The 20,426-nt window shown below is 73.7% G+C and carries 17 protein-coding genes; 12 read left to right on the forward strand and 5 right to left on the reverse strand.

All coding sequences use genetic code 11. The features are described 5' to 3' along the window. Positions 1-8: 8 nt before the first annotated feature. Positions 9-977 carry a DUF3152 domain-containing protein gene (locus AB0I29_RS10120; RefSeq protein WP_357481126.1) on the reverse strand — a complete coding sequence of 323 codons (969 nt, stop codon included), beginning with the start codon at positions 975-977 and terminating at the stop codon, positions 9-11. A gap of 178 nt (positions 978-1,155) precedes the next feature. Between AB0I29_RS10120 and AB0I29_RS10125 the strand changes: the two genes are divergently transcribed. The 3 genes from AB0I29_RS10125 (at position 1,156) to AB0I29_RS10135 (ending at position 3,730) form a co-directional block, all read left to right on the forward strand. Beyond that, positions 1,156-1,377, forward strand: coding sequence for a DUF3107 domain-containing protein (locus tag AB0I29_RS10125; protein WP_285103239.1), 222 nt, complete (start codon positions 1,156-1,158; stop codon positions 1,375-1,377). A 326-nt stretch (positions 1,378-1,703) separates the two neighbouring features. Next, the gene (locus tag AB0I29_RS10130; RefSeq protein WP_357481129.1) at positions 1,704-3,344 is read left to right on the forward strand and encodes a DEAD/DEAH box helicase; all 1,641 of its coding nucleotides are present in this window, start codon (positions 1,704-1,706) and stop codon (positions 3,342-3,344) included. 89 nt (positions 3,345-3,433) lie between these two features. Continuing rightward, entirely contained in the window at positions 3,434-3,730 is a 297-nt protein-coding gene (locus AB0I29_RS10135) for a DUF1905 domain-containing protein (protein WP_285103237.1), read from the forward strand. Positions 3,731-3,752: 22 nt separating this feature from the next. On the opposite strand, the gene AB0I29_RS10140 is transcribed toward AB0I29_RS10135, so the two are convergent. Both AB0I29_RS10140 and AB0I29_RS10145 read right to left on the reverse strand, forming a co-directional pair. Then, positions 3,753-4,388 carry a MarC family protein gene (locus AB0I29_RS10140; protein WP_285103234.1) on the reverse strand — a complete coding sequence of 212 codons (636 nt, stop codon included), beginning with the start codon at positions 4,386-4,388 and terminating at the stop codon, positions 3,753-3,755. Beyond that, a complete protein-coding gene (locus tag AB0I29_RS10145) occupies positions 4,385-5,233 on the reverse strand; it encodes a PHP domain-containing protein (protein ID WP_357481133.1) in 849 nt (282 codons plus the stop codon). The genes AB0I29_RS10140 and AB0I29_RS10145 overlap by 4 nt, the downstream gene beginning before the upstream one ends. Before the next feature lie 159 nt (positions 5,234-5,392). On the opposite strand from AB0I29_RS10145, the gene AB0I29_RS10150 reads away from it, so the two are divergent. Together AB0I29_RS10150 and AB0I29_RS10155 are read left to right on the forward strand one after the other, a co-directional pair. Beyond that, complete coding sequence (locus tag AB0I29_RS10150; protein WP_285103230.1) at positions 5,393-6,226, forward strand: alpha/beta hydrolase; 834 nt, start codon at positions 5,393-5,395, stop codon at positions 6,224-6,226. Between the two features lie 12 nt (positions 6,227-6,238). After that, a complete protein-coding gene (locus AB0I29_RS10155) occupies positions 6,239-7,780 on the forward strand; it encodes an aminopeptidase P family protein (protein ID WP_285103228.1) in 1,542 nt (513 codons plus the stop codon). Position 7,781: 1 nt separating this feature from the next. Here AB0I29_RS10155 and AB0I29_RS10160 read toward each other — a convergent pair whose 3' ends face one another. Next, complete coding sequence (locus tag AB0I29_RS10160; RefSeq protein WP_357481137.1) at positions 7,782-8,600, reverse strand: general stress protein; 819 nt, start codon at positions 8,598-8,600, stop codon at positions 7,782-7,784. A 73-nt stretch (positions 8,601-8,673) separates the two neighbouring features. Here AB0I29_RS10160 and AB0I29_RS10165 point away from each other — a divergent pair, with 73 nt between their 5' ends. Together AB0I29_RS10165 and AB0I29_RS10170 are read left to right on the forward strand one after the other, a co-directional pair. Beyond that, complete coding sequence (locus AB0I29_RS10165; RefSeq protein ID WP_285103224.1) at positions 8,674-9,987, forward strand: CBS domain-containing protein; 1,314 nt, start codon at positions 8,674-8,676, stop codon at positions 9,985-9,987. Next, positions 9,980-10,504 (forward strand): DUF1003 domain-containing protein, encoded by a 525-nt coding sequence (locus tag AB0I29_RS10170; RefSeq protein WP_285103222.1) that lies wholly within the window; start codon positions 9,980-9,982, stop codon positions 10,502-10,504. Before AB0I29_RS10165 ends, AB0I29_RS10170 begins: the two co-directional genes overlap by 8 nt. On the opposite strand, the gene AB0I29_RS10175 is transcribed toward AB0I29_RS10170, so the two are convergent. Beyond that, entirely contained in the window at positions 10,459-12,393 is a 1,935-nt protein-coding gene (locus tag AB0I29_RS10175; protein WP_285103220.1) for a hypothetical protein, read from the reverse strand. The genes AB0I29_RS10170 and AB0I29_RS10175 overlap by 46 nt on opposite strands. 117 nt (positions 12,394-12,510) lie before the next feature. On the opposite strand from AB0I29_RS10175, the gene AB0I29_RS10180 reads away from it, so the two are divergent. From AB0I29_RS10180 to galK, 5 genes are all read left to right on the forward strand, one after another. Then, on the forward strand, positions 12,511-13,650 hold the full coding sequence (locus AB0I29_RS10180) for a P-loop NTPase (RefSeq protein WP_285103218.1): 1,140 nt from the start codon (positions 12,511-12,513) through the stop codon (positions 13,648-13,650). Between the two features lie 262 nt (positions 13,651-13,912). Continuing rightward, positions 13,913-14,902: an NAD-dependent epimerase/dehydratase family protein gene (locus tag AB0I29_RS10185; RefSeq protein WP_357481142.1), complete on the forward strand. Its 990-nt coding sequence runs from the start codon at positions 13,913-13,915 to the stop codon at positions 14,900-14,902. A gap of 117 nt (positions 14,903-15,019) precedes the next feature. Continuing rightward, complete coding sequence (locus AB0I29_RS10190; protein WP_357481145.1) at positions 15,020-16,951, forward strand: glycosyl hydrolase 53 family protein; 1,932 nt, start codon at positions 15,020-15,022, stop codon at positions 16,949-16,951. A gap of 36 nt (positions 16,952-16,987) precedes the next feature. Further along, positions 16,988-19,063 (forward strand): beta-galactosidase, encoded by a 2,076-nt coding sequence (locus AB0I29_RS10195; RefSeq protein WP_357481148.1) that lies wholly within the window; start codon positions 16,988-16,990, stop codon positions 19,061-19,063. 84 nt (positions 19,064-19,147) lie between these two features. After that, positions 19,148-20,380 (forward strand): galactokinase, encoded by a 1,233-nt coding sequence (gene galK, locus AB0I29_RS10200; protein ID WP_357481151.1) that lies wholly within the window; start codon positions 19,148-19,150, stop codon positions 20,378-20,380. Positions 20,381-20,426 lie beyond the last annotated feature (46 nt).

Below are 20,426 nucleotides of genomic sequence, written 5' to 3' on the forward strand. Positions count from 1 at the left end.
TCCCGGTCTCAGCCCGCGTCCGGGGCGGGCCACGGCTGCGGGATGCAGCCGCTCGTCGTTCTGGTCTGCTGCACCATCACGGTGGCGTGCTCGCCCTTGCCCCGGCACAGGTCGTGGTGGTACCCGATCACGTGCCCCACCTCGTGGTTCACCAGGTAGTGCCGGTAGTTCCCGACGTTCTTCCACGCCTCGGACCCCGTGGCCCAGCGCTTGAAGTTGAGCACGGCGGTCTCCTCGATGCCGCACGAGAGCTCGCCGATCGTGTCCAGCGGGAGGCAGAGCCGGTCGGTCGTGCCGGGGCTCGCGAGCACGACGCGCACGTCGTAGCGGTCCGAGTCGGTCCAGGCGAAGGTCGACCCGTCCGCGCCGTTCCAGCCGCGCGGGTCGTTCAGCGTCGCCAGCACGGCCTCGGCGAACGCCTCCGGATCCACCGGCAGGCCCTTCTCGACCGCGATCTGGACCCGCCAGACCTTGCCCTCTGCCGGCGCCGCGCGCGACCCGCTCGCCACCACGAGCTTGCCGGACAGCTCCGGCTTCACGCTCACCCGCGTACCGAGCAGACCGGAGCCGGGCTCCGGCGTCGGCTCGGGGACGGTGGCGGGCGCCGGCGGGGCCGACTTGCCGGCGGACGGCGCGTCCGCCGAGGGCAGGCCGGACGCCGCGGGTGACGGAAGGCCGGTCGCGTCGGCGGCGTCCAGCTCCGGCGCGGCCTCGGCCTCGACGGCCGCGCCGGCGTCCAGGGGGACGGCCGGGACCGGCGGCGCCGTGCGGTCGCCCGACCTGGCCGCCTCGTACGCGTCCCGGATCGCGTCGCCCGCCTCGACGCCGAGGTTGTCCTCGACCACTCCGGCCACGGCGGCCGCGGACGCCTCGGGCTCGGTGCTCATCGTCACGGCGACGCCCGCGCCGAGGCCGAGCGCCAGGCAGAGACCGAGCGCGAGCATGGCGCGCCGAGGGTCCTGCCGCGGGCTCTTCACGCCGACCATGGTGCCACGCACCGGCTCGCGGGCCCACGATGTCGTCCACAGGATGTGGACACGTATCGGCTCACGGCGAAACCGCGGGCCGACCGCCCCGGTGCGTGACTAGGATCGTCAGGCCGGGTACCCGGACCACCGGGCACACGGCGCAATCCCCGACCGAACTGGAGTAAACGTGGACGTCACCATCGGTGTGCAGCACCTGCCGCGCGAGGTCGTGGTCGAGACCGACGAGAGCGCGGACGCCGTCGCGACGGCCGTCAAGAAGGCCCTGGCCGGCGGCCCCCTCGAGCTCACCGACTCCCGCGGCCGCCAGGTGATCATCCCTGGCAGCGCCATCGGCTACGTCGAGATCGGCTCCGAGGAGCAGCGCAAGGTCGGCTTCGGCGCCGTCTGATCCCTGCGGTATCCGACGCCACGTGGCGGACGGGGCCCGCGAGGGCCCTCCGCCACGTGGCGTTCGTTACTAACGGGGTGCGGGAGGCGTTTCGCTAACCACACGGAAACATCCTGCGCGTACCATGAACGACGTACATCGGTTGCCCGGTCGTCACGTTCCGACCCCCGAGCCTGTGCTCCGACCTCCTCCGTGAGGCCGCCGACAGGACGCGCAGCCTGGGCCTCCCCGCCCGGCGCGCGATGATTTTCACGATCGGCTGCCGCACGAAGGCGCGATCGCCGGGCCATGAGGGCCCACCGCGCCGCGAGAAGATGAAGGCGCCAGTGACTACCACCGACACCCCGGCCGCGAGCGCGGCCACCGTGACCGACCCCGAGCCCACCGTGGCCTCGGGGCCCGACTACTCCTCCCCGTCCGCCATCCAGGCGCAGAACGTGACGTTCGCGGACTTCGGCGTCCGCCCCGAGATCGTCGCCGCGCTGCTGGACTCGGGCATCACCCACCCGTTCCCCATCCAGGCCATGACGCTGCCCGTCGCGATGAGCGGGCACGACATCATCGGCCAGGCCAAGACCGGTACCGGCAAGACGCTCGGTTTCGGCGTCCCGCTGCTGCACCGCGTCGTGGCCCCGGGCGAGCCCGGCTACGACGAGCTCGTCGCCCCCGGCAAGCCGCAGGCCGTCGTCGTGGTCCCGACCCGCGAGCTCGCGGTCCAGGTCGCGAACGACCTGGCCACCGCGTCCGCCAAGCGCAGCGTCCGCATCGTGCAGGTCTACGGCGGCCGCGCGTACGAGCCGCAGATCGACGCGCTGAAGTCCGGCGTCGACGTCGTGGTGGGCACGCCCGGTCGCATGATCGACCTCCTCAACCAGGGGCACCTCACGCTGCTGCGCGCCGCGACCGTGGTCCTCGACGAGGCCGACGAGATGCTCGACCTCGGGTTCCTGCCCGACGTCGAGAAGATCCTCGCCCGCACCCCCGCGCAGCGGCACACCATGCTGTTCAGCGCGACCATGCCGGGCGCCGTCGTCTCGATGGCCCGCCGCTACATGAAGCAGCCCACGCACATCCGCGCCGCCGAGCCGGACGACGAGGGCGCGACCGTCAAGAACATCAAGCAGGTCGTGTACCGGGCCCACGCCCTGGACAAGGTCGAGGTGCTGGCGCGTCTGCTCCAGTCCGAGGGCCGCGGCCGCAGCATCGTGTTCGCGCGCACCAAGCGCACGGCCGCCAAGGTCGCGGAGGAGCTGCAGTCCCGTGGCTTCGCCGCCGGCGCGATCCACGGCGACCTGGGCCAGGGCGCCCGCGAGCAGGCGCTGCGCGCGTTCCGCAACGGCAAGATCGACGTGCTCGTCGCGACCGACGTCGCCGCCCGCGGCATCGACGTCGAGGACGTGACCCACGTGGTCAACTACCAGTGCCCCGAGGACGAGCGCACCTACCTGCACCGCGTGGGCCGCACCGGCCGCGCCGGCAACACGGGTACCGCCGTCACGTTCGTCGACTGGGACGACGTGCCGCGCTGGTCGCTCATCGACAAGGCACTCGAGGTCGGCTTCCCGGAGCCGGTCGAGACCTACTCGACGTCGCCGCACCTGTACGCGGACCTGAACATCCCCGAGGGCACCAAGGGCCGCCTGCCGCGGTCCGCGCAGCACCTCGCCGGCCTGGACGCCGAGGAGCTCGAGGACCTGGGCGAGACGGGCAAGCGCAACAGCGGCTCGCGCTCGGGCGGCGGTCGCCCCGGCGGCAGCCGTTCGGGCGGTCGTCAGGGCGGCGGCTCGCACGGCGGTTCCCGCTCGGCCTCCCGCACCGACGCCGGCCCGGCAGCCGGCTCCGAGGGCGCCCCCGCCGACCGCCCGGCGTCGGGCGGCGAGGACGACGGTCAGCGCCGCCGCCGGAGCCGCAGCCGTCGCCGCACGCGCGGCGGGCGCCCGGCCGAAGGAACCCAGGCCGACTCCTGATCTGGAGCCGTTGAACGTGTCAGACCCACAGGTCACCCCGGTGACCTGTGGGTCTGACAGTTTCCCGGGTTTCTGACAGGCTCAGCAGCGTGCAGATCGAGTTCGCCGCCCCCTTGTGGCAGTGGCAGGTGCGTACCGACTCCTGGTGGTTCGTGACCGTGCCCCCGGAGCACTCCGACGAGCTGGCCGACCTCCCGCTGCCGCCGCGCGGGTTCGGCTCGATCCGGGTACGGGTCACGGTCGGGGCGACCACCTGGACCACGTCGGTCTTCCCGAGCGACAGCAACGGCGGCTACGTGCTGCCGATGAAGAAGAAGGTGCGGCAGGCCGAGAAGCTCGTCCCGGAGAAGCCGGTACGGGTCACCCTGGAGACGATCGACGTCTGAGCCGCACCCCAGCCGGACGAGGTCAGACCGTGCGCACGAACTCGATCACGCCGTTCGCGATCATCTGCGTGGCGATCGCCGCGAGCAGCACGCCCGCGATCCGGGTGACCAGGGTGACGCCGGAGTCCTTGAGCACGCGGTGCACCAGCCCCGCGAACCGCATCGCGGCCCAGGTGCAGATGCACACCGCGACGATGCCGACCCCGATCGAGGCGTAGTGCCCCACCGGCGACTCGCCGGCGCTCACGCCCTGCTGCACGAACACCATGGTGGCGACGATCGTGCCCGGCCCGGCCAGCAGCGGCGTCGCCAGCGGCACCAGGGCCACGTTCTTGGTGGACCCGCCGGAGTCGGTCTCGCCCGCGTCCATCTTGCCCATGAGCAGCTCCAGCGCCACGAGCAGCAGGAGCAGGCCGCCCGACGCCTGCAGCGCCGCGAGCGAGATGCCCATGTGCTCCAGCAGGAGCTGGCCGAACAGCGCGAACACCACGATCACGCCGAACGCCACGAAGATCGCGGTACGCGCCGCCCGCTTGCGGTCCTGCGCCGTCATCCGCGAGGTGAGCGCGAGGAACACCGGCACCGTCCCGGGCGGGTCCATGATCACGAACAGCGTCACGAACACCTCGGTGAACAGCGCGACGTCGAACCAGCTCACCCGAGCACCTCCAGCGCCCCCTGGTCCGCGATGGCCTCGAGCACGGCGGGCGCCGTGGTGTTCTCGCCGATCCGGTTCTGCTTGCCCGCCCCGTGGAAGTCGCTCGACCCCGTGACCAGCAGGCCCAGCGACTCGGCGAGGTCGCGCAGGCGCCGGCGCGTGTCGGGCGTGTGGTCGCGGTGGTCCACCTCGAGCCCCGCCAGCCCCGCCGCGGCGAGCTCCTCGATCGTCGAGTCCGGCACGATCCGGCCGCGGGCGTCCGCCCCGGGGTGCGCGAGCACCGGCACACCGCCCGCCGCGCGGACGGCCCGGACTGCGGCGACGGCGTCGGGCGCGTAGTGGCCCACGTAGTAGCGGGTGCCAGGGCGCAGGATGGTGGCGAACGCCTCGTCCCGGTCGCGGACGACGCCCGCCACCACCAGCGCGTCCGCGAGGTGCGGGCGGCCCAGCGTGGTGCCGGGCTTCGTCTGGGCGAGCAGGTCGTCCCAGGTGATCGGGAAGTCCTCGGCCAGCAGGTCCACCATGCGCCGGGCCCGCGACTCGCGGTCCGCGCGGGTGCGCTCGGTCTCGCCCAGCAGGTCGGGGTGCGTCGGGTCGTGCAGGTAGGCCAGCAGGTGGACGCCGGTGCCCCAGCCCGGTGTCCGGGCGATCGCGGAGATCTCGGCGCCGCGGACCAGGCTCACCTGGAACCGGCCGGCGGCCTCGGCCGCCTCGGCCCAGCCCGACGTCGTGTCGTGGTCCGTGATGGCCAGCGTGCCGATGCCGGCGCGGGCGGCGACCTCCACCAGGCGCGCTGGCGAGTCGGTGCCGTCGGACGCGGTGGAGTGCGTGTGGAGGTCGATCACCCCACAAGGGTAGAGATCCCCGGGCCCCGGGGACGCACCGGGACGTGGTGAGGTGCAGCACGCCGCGGGCGGCGCGACAGCAAGCCCACACAGCACGTTCACGCCGTGTTCCGCCGTCGTACGCCGCGTGCCCAAGCCGATCCCGCATCATCGAAGGCGATGAGCAGCAACCACGAGCCTGAGCACACCACCCCTACGAGCGTGGTCTTCGTGCACGGCATGCGCAGCTCCGGTGCGATCTGGGAGAACCAGGTCGAGCACCTGCGCGCGGCCGGCCACGAGGCCGTCGCGGTCGACCTGCCGGCGCACGGGTCGCGCCGCCACGACCGGTTCACCATGGACGGCGCCTTCGAGGCCGTGGACGACGCCGTCGCCTCCCTCCCGTCCGGGCCCGTGGCCCTGGTCGGCCTGTCGCTGGGCGGCTACACGTCGCTCGCCTGGGCCGCGCGGCCGGAGGCCACCGACCGCCTGGTGGGCGTGCTGGCCGCGGGCTGCACGTCCGACCCGAAGGGCAAGCCCGTGCGGCTCTACCGGGACGTCGCGAGGACCGTGGCGAACGCCGCCTACCTCTCCCGCCGCCTGACCGGCCGTGTCGTGCACCCGACCGTGCACCGCGCACGTCTCTCGGTGCCCACGCTGCCGTTCCGCCCGCTGCGGAGCGCCCCGGGTGGCGCAGACCTGGCGCAGATCGAGATCGCGCCGCTGCAGACCGCCGAGATGTACCGGCCCACCTGGGACGTCGTCACGGACGCGCTGACGCACCTCGCCGGACGCTCCTCGATCGCGAACGTGCGCGCCGCGCAGGTGCCGGTCTGGTTCGTCAACGGTGCGCGCGACGCGATGCGCATCGGGGAGCAGCGACACCTCGCCGCCGCCCGCGACGGTGCACTCGTCGTCGTCCCCGGCGCGGGGCACGACGTGAACACGGAGGCCCCCTCCGCGTTCAACCGGGTGCTCACCCGGGCGCTTGCCGACTTCGGTCGGCGTGCGTGAAACACTGGGCGCATGAGCGAGCCCACGACCACTTCTCAGCCTGACGAGCAGGGGACCGCGGACCGCGGCTCCAACCGCTCGCACCGCCCCGCCTCGACCGCGTTCAAGAACTTCGTGATGTCGCAGTGGGCCCCGCGCGCCGAGCTCGGCCTGACGCCGTCGGACGCCGCGCCGTTCACCGTCGCCCGCCGCTCCGCGCTCTCCGAGCGTCTGCCCGGCGCGCGTCTCGTGATCCCGGCGGGCTCGCTCAAGCCCCGGTCGAACGACACCGACTACCGGTTCCGGCCGCACTCGGCGTTCGCGCACCTCACGGGCCTGGGCACCGACCGCGAGCCCGACGCCGTGCTGGTGCTGCACCCCGTGGAGGACGGCGCCGGCGACGCCGGTTCCAACCACCACGCCGTGCTCTACGTGCGCCCCCTCGCCCCGCGCGACAACGAGGAGTTCTACGCCGACGCGCGGTACGGCGAGTTCTGGGTGGGCGCCCGCCCGTCGCTGGCCGACATCGAGACCCTGACCGGCATCGAGGCCCGCCACATCGACGAGCTGGGCGACGCCCTGGCCAAGGACGTGGGCGACGGCGGTGTCCGCCTGCTCGTGGTGACCGGCGCGGACGACGCGATCGAGGCGCTCGTCGAGGAGCTCCGGCTGGAGGCCGGCGAGACCGAGGACGAGCAGCTCCTGTCCGACGACGTGCTCGTCGAGGCCACGTCCGAGCTTCGGCTGATCAAGGACGAGTACGAGATCCAGCAGATGCGCGAGGCCGTGGCCCGCACCATCGAGGGCTTCGAGGCCGTCGTCCGCGCGCTGCCCGCCGCCAAGGAGCACCGCCGCGGCGAGCGCGTCGTCGAGACCACCTTCGACGGGCACGCGCGCCTCGAGGGCAACGCCGTGGGCTACGAGACCATCGCGGCCTCGGGCGAGCACGCCACGACCCTGCACTGGATCCGGAACGACGGCGAGGTCCGGTCGGGCGACGTGCTGCTGCTCGACGGCGGCGTCGAGGTCGACTCCCTCTACACCGCCGACGTCACGCGCTCCCTGCCCGTGGACGGCGAGTACACCGACGTGCAGCGCAAGATCTACCAGGCGGTGCTGGACGCGGCCGATGCCGCGTTCGCCGTAGCCACGCCGGGCACCAAGTTCCGCGACATCCACGCGGCGGCCATGGAGGTCATCGCGGCCCGCCTCGAGGAGTGGGGCTTCCTGCCCGACGGCGTGACGGCCGCCGAGGCGCTGGACGAGGACGGCCAGCAGCACCGCCGCTGGATGGTGCACGGCACGTCGCACCACCTCGGCCTCGACGTGCACGACTGCGCGCAGGCGCGCCGCGAGCTCTACCTCGACGGCACCCTGGAGCCGGGCATGGTGTTCACCATCGAGCCGGGCCTCTACTTCAAGGCCGACGACCTCGCCGTCCCCGAGGAGTTCCGCGGCATCGGCGTGCGCATCGAGGACGACGTGCTGGTCACCGAGGACGGCAACGAGAACCTCTCGGCGGCGCTGCCCCGCCGGCCGGAGGACGTCGAGGCCTGGATGGCCTCGCTGCGCTGACCTACTTCTGGTCGTCGGTCGGCGGCGCGTACGGGTTGCCCTGCTGGGGCGTCGTGCGCGACGTCGGGGCGTCGTCCGGCTCGCCGGCCTCGGCCGGCGGGTCGGAGGGGTCGTCCGAAGGCGGGACCGGCGCGTCGGCCGGCGCGGCACCGGCGGCACCTGGCCGCATCGCGCCGTACCGGGGCTCGCCCGAGGGCGTGACCCAGCGCGGGTCCGGGGTCCGGGGCGTCGCCGGCGCGGCGGGCGCCGTCGGCGCGACACCGGGGGCCGGAGCCGCGGGCGCGGGCGCCGCCGGGGCCGGGACCCCGACCGAGGCGGCGCCGCGGGCCTTGCCCAGGCCGCCCGGCGACTGCACGAGCAGCGCCCGTGCGTCGCTCGCGTGCTCGTGGCCGCAGAGGATCGCGTAGGCGGCGGCCACGATCTGCGACGACGACGTGAAGTCGCGCCGTCCGCCCGTGAACGAGTACGACAGGATCGAGAACAGCAGGCCGAAGCCCGCACCGAGCGCGATACCGGCGAACATCACCTGGAACCCTGAGGATCCCGCGAAGAGCGTGAGCAGCAGGCCCACGAAGAAACCGAACCACGCGCCGGAGAGGGCGCCCGCGAGCGCCACCCGGCCGTAGGTGAGCCGCCCCGTGACACGCTCGACCATGCGCAGGTCGGTGCCCACGATGGTGACGTTCTCGACGGGGAACTTGTTGTCGGAGAGGTAGTCGACCGCTTTCTGCGCCTCCAGGTAGGTGGAGTACGCGGCAACCTCGTCACCGGCCGGCAGGGTCGGGACCTTCGGGACGGCACCCGGGCGAGACATGCTCATACCCCATAGTCTCCCCTACCCGGACGATAGTGGCGAGGAGCGACGCCCCGACACGGGTCGTAGGCTGACCAGCGTGAGCGCCAGCACCAGGGTTTTCGTCGCACGTCTGGCAGGCACCGCCGTCTTCGATCCCATCGGCGACCAGGTGGGCCGGGTCCGTGATGTCGTCGTGCTGGTCCGGGCGAAGGGCGCGCCGCGGGCGGTGGGTCTGGTGGTCGAGGTCCCGGGCCGGCGGCGGGTCTTCCTCCCGCTGACGCGGGTGACGAGCATCGACGCGGGCCAGGTGATCAGCACGGGCCTGGTGAACATGCGGCGGTTCGAGCAGCGGGCCATGGAGTCGGTGGTGCTGGGCGAGCTCCTGGACCGCCGGGTCCAGCTCAAGGACGGTTCGGGCGAGGTGACGATCGAGGACGTCTCGATCGCGCAGCAGCGCACCGGTGACTGGCTGGTGGACCAGCTCTTCGTCCGGCGGCGGTCGACGCGCGGGGCGGCCCCGTTCCGGCGGGGCTCGACCCTGACCGTGCCGGTGGACGCCGTGCAGGACCTCACCAGCCGGTCGGCCGAGCAGGGTGCCGCCCGGCTGCTGGAGGCGTACGAGGACATGCGTGCGGCCGACCTCGCGGACGTGATCCGCGACCTGGGGGCGGCGCGCCGGCTGGAGATCGCCGTCGCGCTGGACGACGAGCGCCTCGCCGACGTGCTGGAGGAGCTCCCGGAGGACGCGCAGGTGTCGATCCTGTCGGGCCTGGACCGCGACCGCGCGGCCGACGTGCTGGAGGTCATGGAGCCGGACGACGCCGCCGACCTGCTGAACGAGCTGCCCGGCGAGCAGGCCGCCCAGCTCCTGAACCTGATGGAGCCGGACGAGGCGGCCGACGTCCGCCGCCTGCTGGAGTACGCCGAGGACACGGCGGGCGGTCTGATGACCACGGAGCCCGTGATCCTGGGCGCGGACGACACCATCGCCACCGCTCTGGCCCAGATCCGGCGCTCCGAGCTGCCGCCCGCGCTCGCCTCCCTGGTGTTCGTGGTGCGGCCGCCGCTGGAGACGCCGACGGGGCGGTTCCTCGGCGTCGCACACTTCCAGCGGCTGCTGCGGGAGCCTCCGCACGCGGCGGTGGCGTCGGTGCTGGACACGGAGACGGAGTGGCTGACCCACGACGCGTCGGTGGGCCAGGTGACGCGCCTGCTCGCGGCGTACGACCTGCTCGCGCTCCCGGTGCTCGACGCCCAGCGGCGGCTGCTGGGCGTGGTCACGGTCGACGACGTGCTGGACCACATCCTCCCGGACAACTGGCGCGGCAGCGACGACGAGCGCATGGAGGCGATCGCCGCGCAGTCGGCCCCGGCGGCACGCCCCGCACGACGGAGGGGCGACCGTGCCTGACCGTCTCGACACCCCCCTCGCGCAGCGGCGCAGCCTGGTCCCCCGCTTCCGGCTGGACGACGACGCCGTCGGCAAGGCCACGGAGGCCATCGCCCGGTTCCTGGGCACGCCACGGTTCCTCATCTACCTCACGGTGTTCTGCCTGCTCTGGCTCGCGTGGAACATCTGGGCCCCGGAGCACCTGCGCTTCGACAGCGCGGCCAACGGGTTCACGGCGCTGACCCTGATGCTGTCGCTGCAGGCCAGCTACGCCGCGCCCTTGATCCTGCTGGCGCAGAACCGGCAGGACGACCGCGACCGCGTCACGGCGGAGCAGGACCGGCAGCGCGGCGAGCGCAACCTCGCCGACACGGAGTACCTGGCCCGCGAGATGGCGGCGCTGCGTCTCGCCCTCTCGGAGGTCGCGACGCGCGACTTCGTGCGGTCGGAGATCCGCAACCTGCTGGAGGAGCTGGACGAGAAGGACCGCGGTCAGGGCTCCACGTCGTCATGGAGCACCACGCGCGACAGCTCGTAGGCGCCGCCCGGCAGCTTCCAGTAGTGCAGCCTGCGGGCCGACGGCGTGTTGACCTGCAGCGACACCCGCCAACACACAGCGCCGTCGTCCCGGTGCCGGAACGGGTCGTCGCCGCCGGCGCCCGTGCGGAGGCGGTGCACCTGCAGGCCGTTCATGTCGAGCGCGAGCCCGGTCAGCACCATGACGAGCGTCCAGACCACGCGGTCGCGGCTCACGCCCTCGACCTCGGTCAGGGAGGCGAGGAACCGCGGGCCGAGCGTGTAGTCGGCCAGGGGGCGCCCGGCCTTCTCCGCCGCGGGGATCGCGCGGGCCCACTCGGTGAGCACCTCGAACCGGAGCTGCTCCTCGTCGTCGGCGAAGTACCGCTCCTCGGGTACCTCCACGCCGGCGTCGCCGAGCCGGCGGCGGAGGCGCGCGGCCTCCTGCCGGGCCTTGCGCAGGGCCGTGGCCTGCTGCTCCGCCCGGCGTTCGCTGCGGTCGAGCCGTTCGGTGAGCTCGCCGACACGCCCCAGCAGGCGGTCGACCTCCAGCTCGACCTGGCGCCGTCGGACCTTGTCGTCCAGCAGCTCCTTCTCCAGCGCGCCCACCCGGGATCGCGCCGCGTCGAGGGACAGGCTGAGGTCACGGGCGGCCTTGCCGGCCGGCTCCGGCGACGCCTCGGCCGCCGTGGGCGAGGGCAGGGCGTCGTGCCCGCCGGCGTGCCAGGCGGCCACGTCGCCCGGGGTCGGCTTGCGCTGGCCGCCGGCCGGCGTCGGCACCGGTCCGACGTCGGCGGGGCGCAGGCCGAACAGGTCGGCAGGGGTGGGCGGGCCGGTGGACCTGGCCGGTCTGGTCCCGCCGAGGTCGACGGGCTCGTGGGGCTCGGCCAGCGAACCCACCACCAGCGGGCCGTCGAGCCGGGGCAGCTCGGGCTCCGGCTCCGGGGGTTCGAGCCACGGCGGCCCGCCGTCGAGCAGCGCGATGGCGGGGACGGGCCGGTCCTCGGACTCGTCGACGTCGTCCAGCCGCAGCGCCAGGCCGTCCAGGGGCGCCGGCACCCGGCGGGCCAGGATCACCTCGCCCACCGTGAAGAGGTCGCTCAGGAGGTCCAGGTCGTTGCCTGTGATGTCGGCGCGGCGCACGCGCACGTGGACACCGGGCGCCAGCGCGATGCGCACCGCCTCGTCCTCGACGCTCTCCACCCGGCCCAGCACCACCTGGCCCACGCGGTAGGCGAGGTGCACCGCCCGGCGCAACGCGTCGCCGTCGGGCAGCATGCCGCGCACGTCGAGGAGCCGGCGGACCGGGTCGAGCACACCGGTGACACGCATGCCGGGCGCGAGGACGCGGGCGAGCGGCACGTCGGCCAGGACGAGCTCCTCCGCGACGGTGACCTGGCCGCCGTCGTCCGTGCTGACCAGGGCTCGCGTACCGAGCACGCCCAGCACCCGGCCCTCGATGGTCGTCGCGTCCGGGGCGGACCGCGCCGCGCCGACGATCCCGGCACGCACCGCGAACCGCATGACGTCGCCGACCAGGCGTTCGCGCACGTGGGCGTCCTCGTCCGGCGAGTACGCGAAGTGCAACGGCGAGCGGCGGGGCTGGTGCACCCACTCCAGCTCGGTGCCGTAGACGCGGGACGCACCGCCGTAGACCTGCGTGTCGGGCGGCATGCCCGACGAGAACTCCCACGACACGTCGCCCGTGGGGATGACGACGACCTCGGCGAGCCCGGCGACGTCGTCGAGCACCCGCTGCGGGTCCACGAAGGGCACGGAGTGCCCGGCCGGGGTCGAGATGACCACCACGGGCCAGCGGCGACCCTGGCGCTGCAGCTCGGCGGCGAGCTCGCGTGCCTGGTCCTCGGAGGCGACACGCCGAACTCGCGCCGGCACGCGTGGCTCAGTCATCGGGCCTCCTCACCCCTGGTGGTGAGGCAGCGTACCGCCACCAACTGACGGGCACTGCAAAGACCCCGCCGACATCCGCCGATACGGGAGCGTCCGGGCCCCGCCTAAGATCGATTCATGACCGCAGTCGACTCCCCCGCGCTCGAGGCTCGTGTCCGCGACGCACTGACCGGCGTGCTCGACCCCGAGATCCGGCGCCCCATCACCGACCTGGGCATGGTCCGGTCGGTCGACGTCTCCGCGGGCGGGCACGTCGCCGTCGGCGTGGATCTCACCGTCGCGGGCTGTCCGATGAAGTCGACGCTGGTCAAGGACGTGACGGCGGCCGCGACGGCGGTCGAGGGCGTGTCCGGCGTCGACGTCGAGCTGGGCGTGATGACGCCCGAGCAGCGGTCCTCGCTGCGCTCGATGCTGCGCGGCGGTGTGGGCGACCCCGTCATCCCGTTCTCGCAGCCGGGCTCGATGACCAAGGTGTTCGCGGTGGCGTCGGGCAAGGGCGGCGTCGGCAAGTCGTCCGTCACGGCGAACCTCGCGGTGGCCCTGGCCGCCGACGGCCTGTCGGTCGGCGTGATCGACGCCGACATCTACGGCTTCTCGATCCCCCGGATGCTCGGCGTGGACCGGCAGCCGACCCGGGTCGACAACATGCTGCTGCCGCCCATCGCCCACGGGGTCAAGGTGGTCTCGATCGGCATGTTCGTGCCGCAGGGCCAGCCGGTGGTCTGGCGCGGCCCGATGCTGCACCGCGCGCTGGAGCAGTTCCTTGCGGACGTGTTCTGGGGCGACCTCGACGTGCTGCTGCTCGACCTGCCCCCCGGCACGGGCGACATCGCCATCTCCGTGGCGCAGCTGCTGCCGTCGTCCGAGATCCTCGTGGTCACCACGCCGCAGGCCGCGGCCGCGGAGGTGGCCGAGCGCGCCGGGTCGGTGGCGACCCAGACGTCGCAGGGCGTGGTGGGCGTGGTCGAGAACATGTCGTGGCTGGAGCAGCCCGACGGCACCCGCCTGCCGATCTTCGGCGAGGGCGGCGGCGAGCAGGTCTCGGCGCGGCTCACCCAGGTGATCGGCAAGGAGGTGCCGCTGCTCGGGCAGGTGCCGCTCGACGTCGCCGTCCGCGAGGGCGGGGACAGCGGCACCCCCGTGGTCCTGACGGCGCCGGACTCGCCCGGGGCGAAGGTGCTGCGCGAGGTCGCCTCCGCGCTGGCCACCCGCAAGCGGGGGCTGGCGGGGATGCAGCTGGGGATCAACCCGGCGTGACTCAGCGGCGTCGGCCGTAGGCGAGCCTCCGCACGAACACCTCGGAGGGGCCCGCCCCCGGGTGAACACCGGGCGGGCCGCTCGCCTCGGCCGGCTCCTCCTTCGAGGCCCAAGTTTTCTTCGCTTTGGGGCGGCTCAAAGCGAAGAAACTTAGGCTTCGAAGGGGATGCGCCAGGGAGCGCGGTCGGTCGTACACCCGTCGAAGATTCGCCAGCAGCAGATCCGCGTGCCCCGCCGCCCCCGATGCGGTTCGGTGGGCACTATGCGAATCCTGGTGCTCGGCGGAACTGTCTTCCTGTCCCGTGCGGTGGCGGAGGCCGCCCTGGCCCACGGCCACGACGTCGTGTGCGCGGCGCGCGGCGTGAGCGGCACGGTGCCGGACGGCGCCACGCTGGTGCGCTGGGACCGCGCCGAGGCGGTACCCGCCGAGCTGACGGACACGGAGTTCGACGCCGTCGTCGACGTCTCCCGGATCCCGTCGCACGTGCGCGGCGCCGTGGCGGCCTTCCCGGACGCCCACTGGACCTTCGTCTCGACCGTCAACGTCTACGCCGACACCGCCACGGTCGGCGGCACGCCGGCCACGCTGCCCCTGCTCGACCCGGTCGAGACCGACGAGGACCCGAGCGCCGGCCCCGAGCTGTACGGCGCCATGAAGGTGGCCTGCGAGAACATCGTCCGCACGGGCACGGCGGCGGCCCTCGTGATCCGGCCAGGCCTGATCGTCGGGCCAGGCGACCCGAGCGGCCGGTTCACCTACTGGCCGGCCCGGTTCGCCCAGGCCGCCCAGGACGGCCTGCCGGTACTGGTCCCCGAGCCCGTGGACGACCCGGTCCAGCTCGTCGACGTCCGCGACCTCGCCGAGTGGATCGTCACGGCCGCGGAACAGGGCACCACCGGCGACTTCGACGCCGTCTGCCCGCCGCTGCCCCGCGCCGAGCTGCTCGCGCAGGTGGCCGAGGGCACAGGAGCGGACCCGGAGCTGGTCGCCGTCGCCCCGGAGGTCCTCGCCGAGCACGAGGTGGCGCAGTGGTCGGGGCCGCGGTCCATCCCGTTCTGGGCGGGCGACCTGGTCGACGGCGGGTTCATGACGCACGACGTCACGTCCTCGCTGGCTGCAGGCCTGACGATCCGGCCGATCGACCAGACCGCGCGGGACACCCTCGTCTGGCTCCAGGCCACGCCGGACGCCAAGGTCACGGGTCTGACCCGTGCCGAGGAGCAGGAGGTGCTGGCCGCCGTCCGGCCCTGAGCGGATCGCCCAGGCAAGCGTATTCCCACCCGCGCGCCGAGGACCTACCGTTGTCTCCGGGTACTCCGGACGAACGATCCGACCGGGACCGTTCCCGACCTGGACAAGGAAGTCCTCATGACGCAGAGCACACACCGGCGGCGCGCCCTCGCGGGCAGCGCCGCCCTCGCCGTCGCGCTGACGACGGCGGGCCTCGCCGTCGGACCGCCGGCGGCGGGCTACGGCGAGGCCGTGATCGAGCCCGTCGAGACCGACCTGGCCGGCAAGGACTGGGTCACGACCCACGCCACCAGCAACGATGCGGCGGCAGGCCGCGCGGTCGACGGGGACGAGAGCACCGCGTGGACGCCGTCGGCCAGCACCCGGAAGGGCAAGAAGGACCAGGCCCTCACCCTCGACCTGGGCGGCGCCTACGACGGTCTGCACAAGATCGAGGTCGTGCTCGCGGAGGCGACACCCGCCCGCTACGTCGTCGAGACCTCGGCCGACCACAGACGATGGACCACCGTCGCCGACCACCGCGACGGCCGCAGCGGAGCGGCCGGGGTCACCGCCCTGGTCGACCGCGACGGCACCCGCTACGTGCGCGTCCGGTTCACGGACGCCGGCCGAGCACCCGGCGTCGCCGAGATCCACGCCTACAACTATCTGCGCGACGACCTGAGGCTCGGCGCCGACCTGTCCTACGCCGACCAGGAACGCGACCAGCCGTACTACCTCGACGCGGAGGCGGCCCTGGCGGGCGAGCCGGACCCCGGCCCGCACCTGCTCGACGTCGTCCAGGACCGCGGCATGGAGCACCTGCGCCTGCGCATCTGGAACGACCCGCGCGACGAGACCACCGGCGTCGAGACGGACCCGGCCTACCAGGGGCCGGAGCGGTCGCTCACGGTCGCCCGCGAGATCGTCGACCGCGACATGAGCCTCGGCATCGACTTCCACTACGCCGACAGCTGGGCCGACCCGAGCAAGCAGCCCAAGCCGCGGGCCTGGGCCGAGCTGCCGTTCGACGAGCTGACCGCTCAGGTCCACGACTTCACCGCGGACTACCTGACCCGCCTCAAGGAGCAGGGCACCACCCCGGCCAAGGTCGCGGTGGGCAACGAGGTGATCAACGGGTTCCTGTACGGCAGCGAGGCGCGGATCATCGGCACCACCGCCCCGCAGTACTTCACCGACGAGGCCGACGTCTACCAGTCCCAGCCCGGCGGCGGCCTGCTGTGGGACTACTGGCGCAGCGACGACCCCGCCGAGCAGCGGCTCTACACCGAGCAGTGGGACCGGTTCGCCACGCTGATGGCGTCCGGCATCGAGGCGGTGCGCGAGTCGTCCCCGGAGTCCGAGGTCGAGATCCACGCGATCGTCGACACCGGCCGGCTCGACAAGACCATGGAGTTCTGGACCCAGCTCCTGACCCGGCTCGAGGCCGCCGACGCCGCCCCGGACGTGCTGGCCCTGTCCTACTACCCGGAGTGGCACGGCAGCCCCGAGGAGCTGGAGCACAACCTGCACACCATCGCCGACGCGTTCCCGCGGTACGCGCTCGACGTCGCCGAGACGGCCTACCCGGCGGAGAGCTGGCCGCCCGGCGACCCGACGCCGCTGCCCAACTCGCCGTTCCCCGTGACCGTCCAGGGCCAGGCCGACGCGATCCAGCGCGTCTTCCAGGTCGCCAACGACGTGCCCGGCAACCGGGTCCAGGGCGTGCTGGTGTGGGAGCCCGCGAACTGGCAGCCCATGTTCACCTGGGTCGAGACCGGCTCGGGCTGGTTCCCCGAGGCCAACGCGTCGCTCGACGTCTTCCGCGAGAGCGACGTCACGCACGTGCTGCAGGACGACGTCCGCGTGGTCACCCGGGTGGACGACGACGTGCGGCTGCCCCGCACCGTGGACGTGCTGTCGCCGGGCGACCGCCGGACGGCGCGCACCGCCGTCGTCTGGCAGGCCGTGCCCGACGACGCGACCGCCGCCCCGGGCACGTTCACCGTCGCCGGGACGACGGAGTACGGTCCGGTCACGGCGACGGTTCACGTGCTGCCCGGCCGTTGACCGAGTTCCACCAGATACACCCCTGAAAGGATCCTCATGCCTGAGACCTCCAGCTTCGCCCCCGGACCGCGCTTCGACGGCTGGCTGACCGACGTCGAGCGGATCGGCTACGGCGGCGACTACAACCCCGAGCAGTGGCCCGAGGAGGTCTGGGCCGAGGACGTGCGGCTCATGAACGAGGCAGGGGTGAACCTGGTCAGCCTCGGCATCTTCAGCTGGGCGCTGCTGGAGCCGCGCCCGGGCGAGTTCGACTTCGGCTGGCTGGACCGCATCATCGGGCTGCTGCACGACGGCGGTGTACGGATCCTGCTCGCCACGCCGACGGCGGCCCCGCCCGCCTGGCTGTACGCGGCCCACCCGGACGCCCGGGTGGTCGACCGGGACGGCACGCCGATGGGCCCGGGCGGCCGCGGGCTCATGGCGCCGACCGCTCCTGCCTACCGGGAGGCCGCGCTGCGCATCACCACGGCCCTGGCGGAGCGGTACGGCACCCACCCGGCCCTGGCCGGCTGGCACGTGCACAACGAGTACGGCGCGCCCGTGGCCCTGGACTACTCGGTCCACGCCCAGCGCGCGTTCCGCGTGTGGCTGCGCGAGCGGTACGGCTCGCTCGACGCGCTCAACGCCGCCTGGGGCACCGCCTTCTGGGGCCAGCACTACGCCGACTGGGAGCACGTCCAGGTACCGGCGGCCGCCCCCGAGGCGGTGAACCCCGCGCAGCAGCTCGACTTCGCGCGGTTCTCCGACGCCGCCCTGCGCGCCTGCTTCATCGCGGAGCGTGACGCCGTCCGCGAGCACTCCTCCGCCCCGGTGACCACCAACTTCATGGCCGCGAGCTGCCCGGCTACCGACCTGTTCGCGTGGGGCAAGGAGGTCGACCTCGTCTCCAACGACCACTACCTCCGGGCGGCCGACCCGCGCGGCTACGTGGGGCTCTCGCTGGCGGCTGACCTCACGCGGTCGGTCGCGGGCGGCAAGCCGTGGCTCCTGCTGGAGCACTCGACGTCGGCCGTGAACTGGCAGCCGCGCAACGTCGCCAAGCGGCCCGGGGAGCTGGCCCGCAACTCGTTCGCGCACCTGGGCCGCGGCGCTGACGCGATCATGTTCTTCCAGTGGCGCGCCTCCCGATCCGGCGCGGAGAAGTTCCACTCCGCGATGCTGCCGCACGCCGGCACGGGCTCGCGGGTGTGGCGGGAGGTGACCGAGCTCGGGGCGAACCTCGGCAGGCTGACCGAGCTGCGCGGCTCGACGGTGCGGGCCGACGTGGCCCTGGTCTGGGACTACGAGTCGTTCTGGGCGCAGGACCTGGAGTTCCGGCCCAGCGAGGGCGCGCGTCACCGCGAGCGCGTGGACGCCTACTACGACCGGCTCTGGCGGGACGGCCACACGGTCGACCTGGTCCGTCCGGGGCAGGACCTGTCGGGGTACAAGCTGGTCGTCGCCCCGGCGTCGTACCTGCTCAGGGCAGAGGACGCCGCGAACCTCACCGCCTACGTGGAGGGTGGCGGCTCGCTGCTGGTGAGCTACTTCAGCGGCATCGTCGACGAGCACGACGCCGTGCACCCGGGCGGCTTCATGGCCCCGCTGCGCGACGCGCTCGGCGTGTGGGTGGAGGAGTTCCTGCCGCTGCGCGCGGACGACTCGCTCACGGTCGCGTACCGGGCGGGGGCGGCGGGAGCCGGGGCCGCGAGCACCGGCACCACCGACCTCAACGGCACGGTCTGGGCCGACGACCTGGTCCTCGACGGCGCCGAGCCGGTGGGCACCTACGTCGACGGCCCCAAGCCGGGCGGCGCGGCGATCACCCGGCACCGGCACGGCGCGGGCACGGGCTGGTACGTGTCCACCGCCCTCGACGTCGACACGCTGGCCACGGTCATGACCGACGTCTACGCGGGCGCGGGCCTGGCGCAGTCGGGCACCGTGGACGGGCTGGAGGTGGTGCGCCGCCACGGCGACGCCGCCACCTTCACCGTGGCGATCAACCACACCGACGGCGACGTGAAGCTGCCCCTGGAGGCGCCCGCCACCGATCTGCTCACCGGGCAGGAGGTCGCGGGCGACGCGGACGTGCCCGCCGGGGCGGTCCGGGTGCTGCGCCAGGGCGCCTGACACGGCGTCCCGATGGCGAGCGCGCCGGTCTCGCTGCCTGACCGGCGGTCGGCCCGGCGCGCTCAACGGGCAATAATCAGGTACGTGACCACCATCAACTGGCTCGAGGCCTGGACCGCTGAGGACGGCGCGCACCGGGTCGACGAGCTCTTCACCCGTTCGTTCGACGGCTCCCCCGAGGGCGTCTGGTCCGCCCCCGGGCGGGTCAACCTCATCGGCGAGCACACCGACTACAACGCCGGTCTCTGCCTGCCGACGGCGCTGCCGCACCGCACCTACATCGCGCTGCGGCCGCGCGAGGACGACCTGGTCCGGCTGGTGTCGGCGCAGGCCGAGGGCGTCTGGGAGGCTCGCCTGTCCGACGTCGCGCCCGGCGCGGTGCAGGGCTGGGGCGCCTACGTCGCCGGCGTCGCCTGGGCCCTGGCGGAGGCCGGGCACAAGGTCGGCGGCTTCGACGCCGCCGTCGACTCGTGCGTGCCGTTCGGCGCCGGCCTGAGCTCCTCGGCGGCCCTGGAGGCCGCCGTCGCGGTGGCCCTCGACGCCGTGGCGGGCCTCGGCCTCACGGCGTCCGACGCCGGGCGCGCCGAGCTGGTCGACGCCACCCGCCGCGCCGAGAACGAGATCGCCGGCGCTCCCACGGGCGGGCTCGACCAGTCGGCGTCGCTGCGCTGCCGCGAGGGCTACGCCCTGCTGCTCGACTTCCGGCCGGGCCTGACGCCGCTGGAGTCGGGCGTGCCCGTACCGTTCGACCTCGACACCGCCGGGCTCACGCTCCTGGTCGTCGACACCAAGGCCGAGCACTCGCACGTCTCCGGCGAGTACGGCGCCCGCCGCGCCTCGTGCGAGCAGGCCGCGGAGCTGCTGGGCCTGGAGTCGCTGCGCGAGATCGCGCCGACGCTCGGCGGCATGGGCATCGACCGCGCGCTGGCCGAGCTCGAGCCCCACGACCCCGACGGCGTGCTGCGCCGCCGCGTGCGCCACGTCGTCTCGGAGATCGACCGCACCGCGCGGTTCGCCGACCTGGTGCGCGAGGGCCGCGCGACCGACGTCGGCCCGTTCATGGTCGCCTCGCACGTCTCGCTGCGGGACGACTACGAGGTCTCCTGCCGCGAGCTCGACCTCGTCGTCGACTCCGCCATGGCCGCCGGCGCGCTCGGCGCGCGCATGACGGGCGGCGGGTTCGGCGGCAGCGCCATCGCGCTGGTCCGCCTGTCCGACGTCGACACGGTCGCCCAGGCGGTCGCGGACGCGTTCGCCGACGCCGGACTGACGGCCCCCGCGTTCCTGCTGGCACCGCCGTCGGCCCCCGCCGGCTGAGCACGGCCGCACCGCCAGGGCCCCGCACCGTCAGGTGCGGGGCCCT

The sequence above is a fragment of the Promicromonospora sp. NPDC050262 genome, from assembly GCF_040655935.1.
Lineage (GTDB): Bacteria > Actinomycetota > Actinomycetes > Actinomycetales > Cellulomonadaceae > Promicromonospora.

Bases quoted from the DNA above. Each gene is read 5' to 3' on its own strand.
- AB0I29_RS10155 (WP_285103228.1), top strand. From the start codon at position 6,239: ATGAGCGAGCCCACGACCACTTCTCAGCCTGACGAGCAGGGGACCGCG.
- AB0I29_RS10185 (WP_357481142.1), top strand. From the start codon at position 13,913: ATGCGAATCCTGGTGCTCGGCGGAACTGTCTTCCTGTCCCGTGCGGTG.
- AB0I29_RS10175 (WP_285103220.1), bottom strand. From the start codon at position 12,393: ATGACTGAGCCACGCGTGCCGGCGCGAGTTCGGCGTGTCGCCTCCGAG.
- AB0I29_RS10180 (WP_285103218.1), top strand. From the start codon at position 12,511: ATGACCGCAGTCGACTCCCCCGCGCTCGAGGCTCGTGTCCGCGACGCA.
- AB0I29_RS10190 (WP_357481145.1), top strand. From the start codon at position 15,020: ATGACGCAGAGCACACACCGGCGGCGCGCCCTCGCGGGCAGCGCCGCC.
- AB0I29_RS10150 (WP_285103230.1), top strand. From the start codon at position 5,393: ATGAGCAGCAACCACGAGCCTGAGCACACCACCCCTACGAGCGTGGTC.
- AB0I29_RS10160 (WP_357481137.1), bottom strand. From the start codon at position 8,600: ATGAGCATGTCTCGCCCGGGTGCCGTCCCGAAGGTCCCGACCCTGCCG.
- AB0I29_RS10195 (WP_357481148.1), top strand. From the start codon at position 16,988: ATGCCTGAGACCTCCAGCTTCGCCCCCGGACCGCGCTTCGACGGCTGG.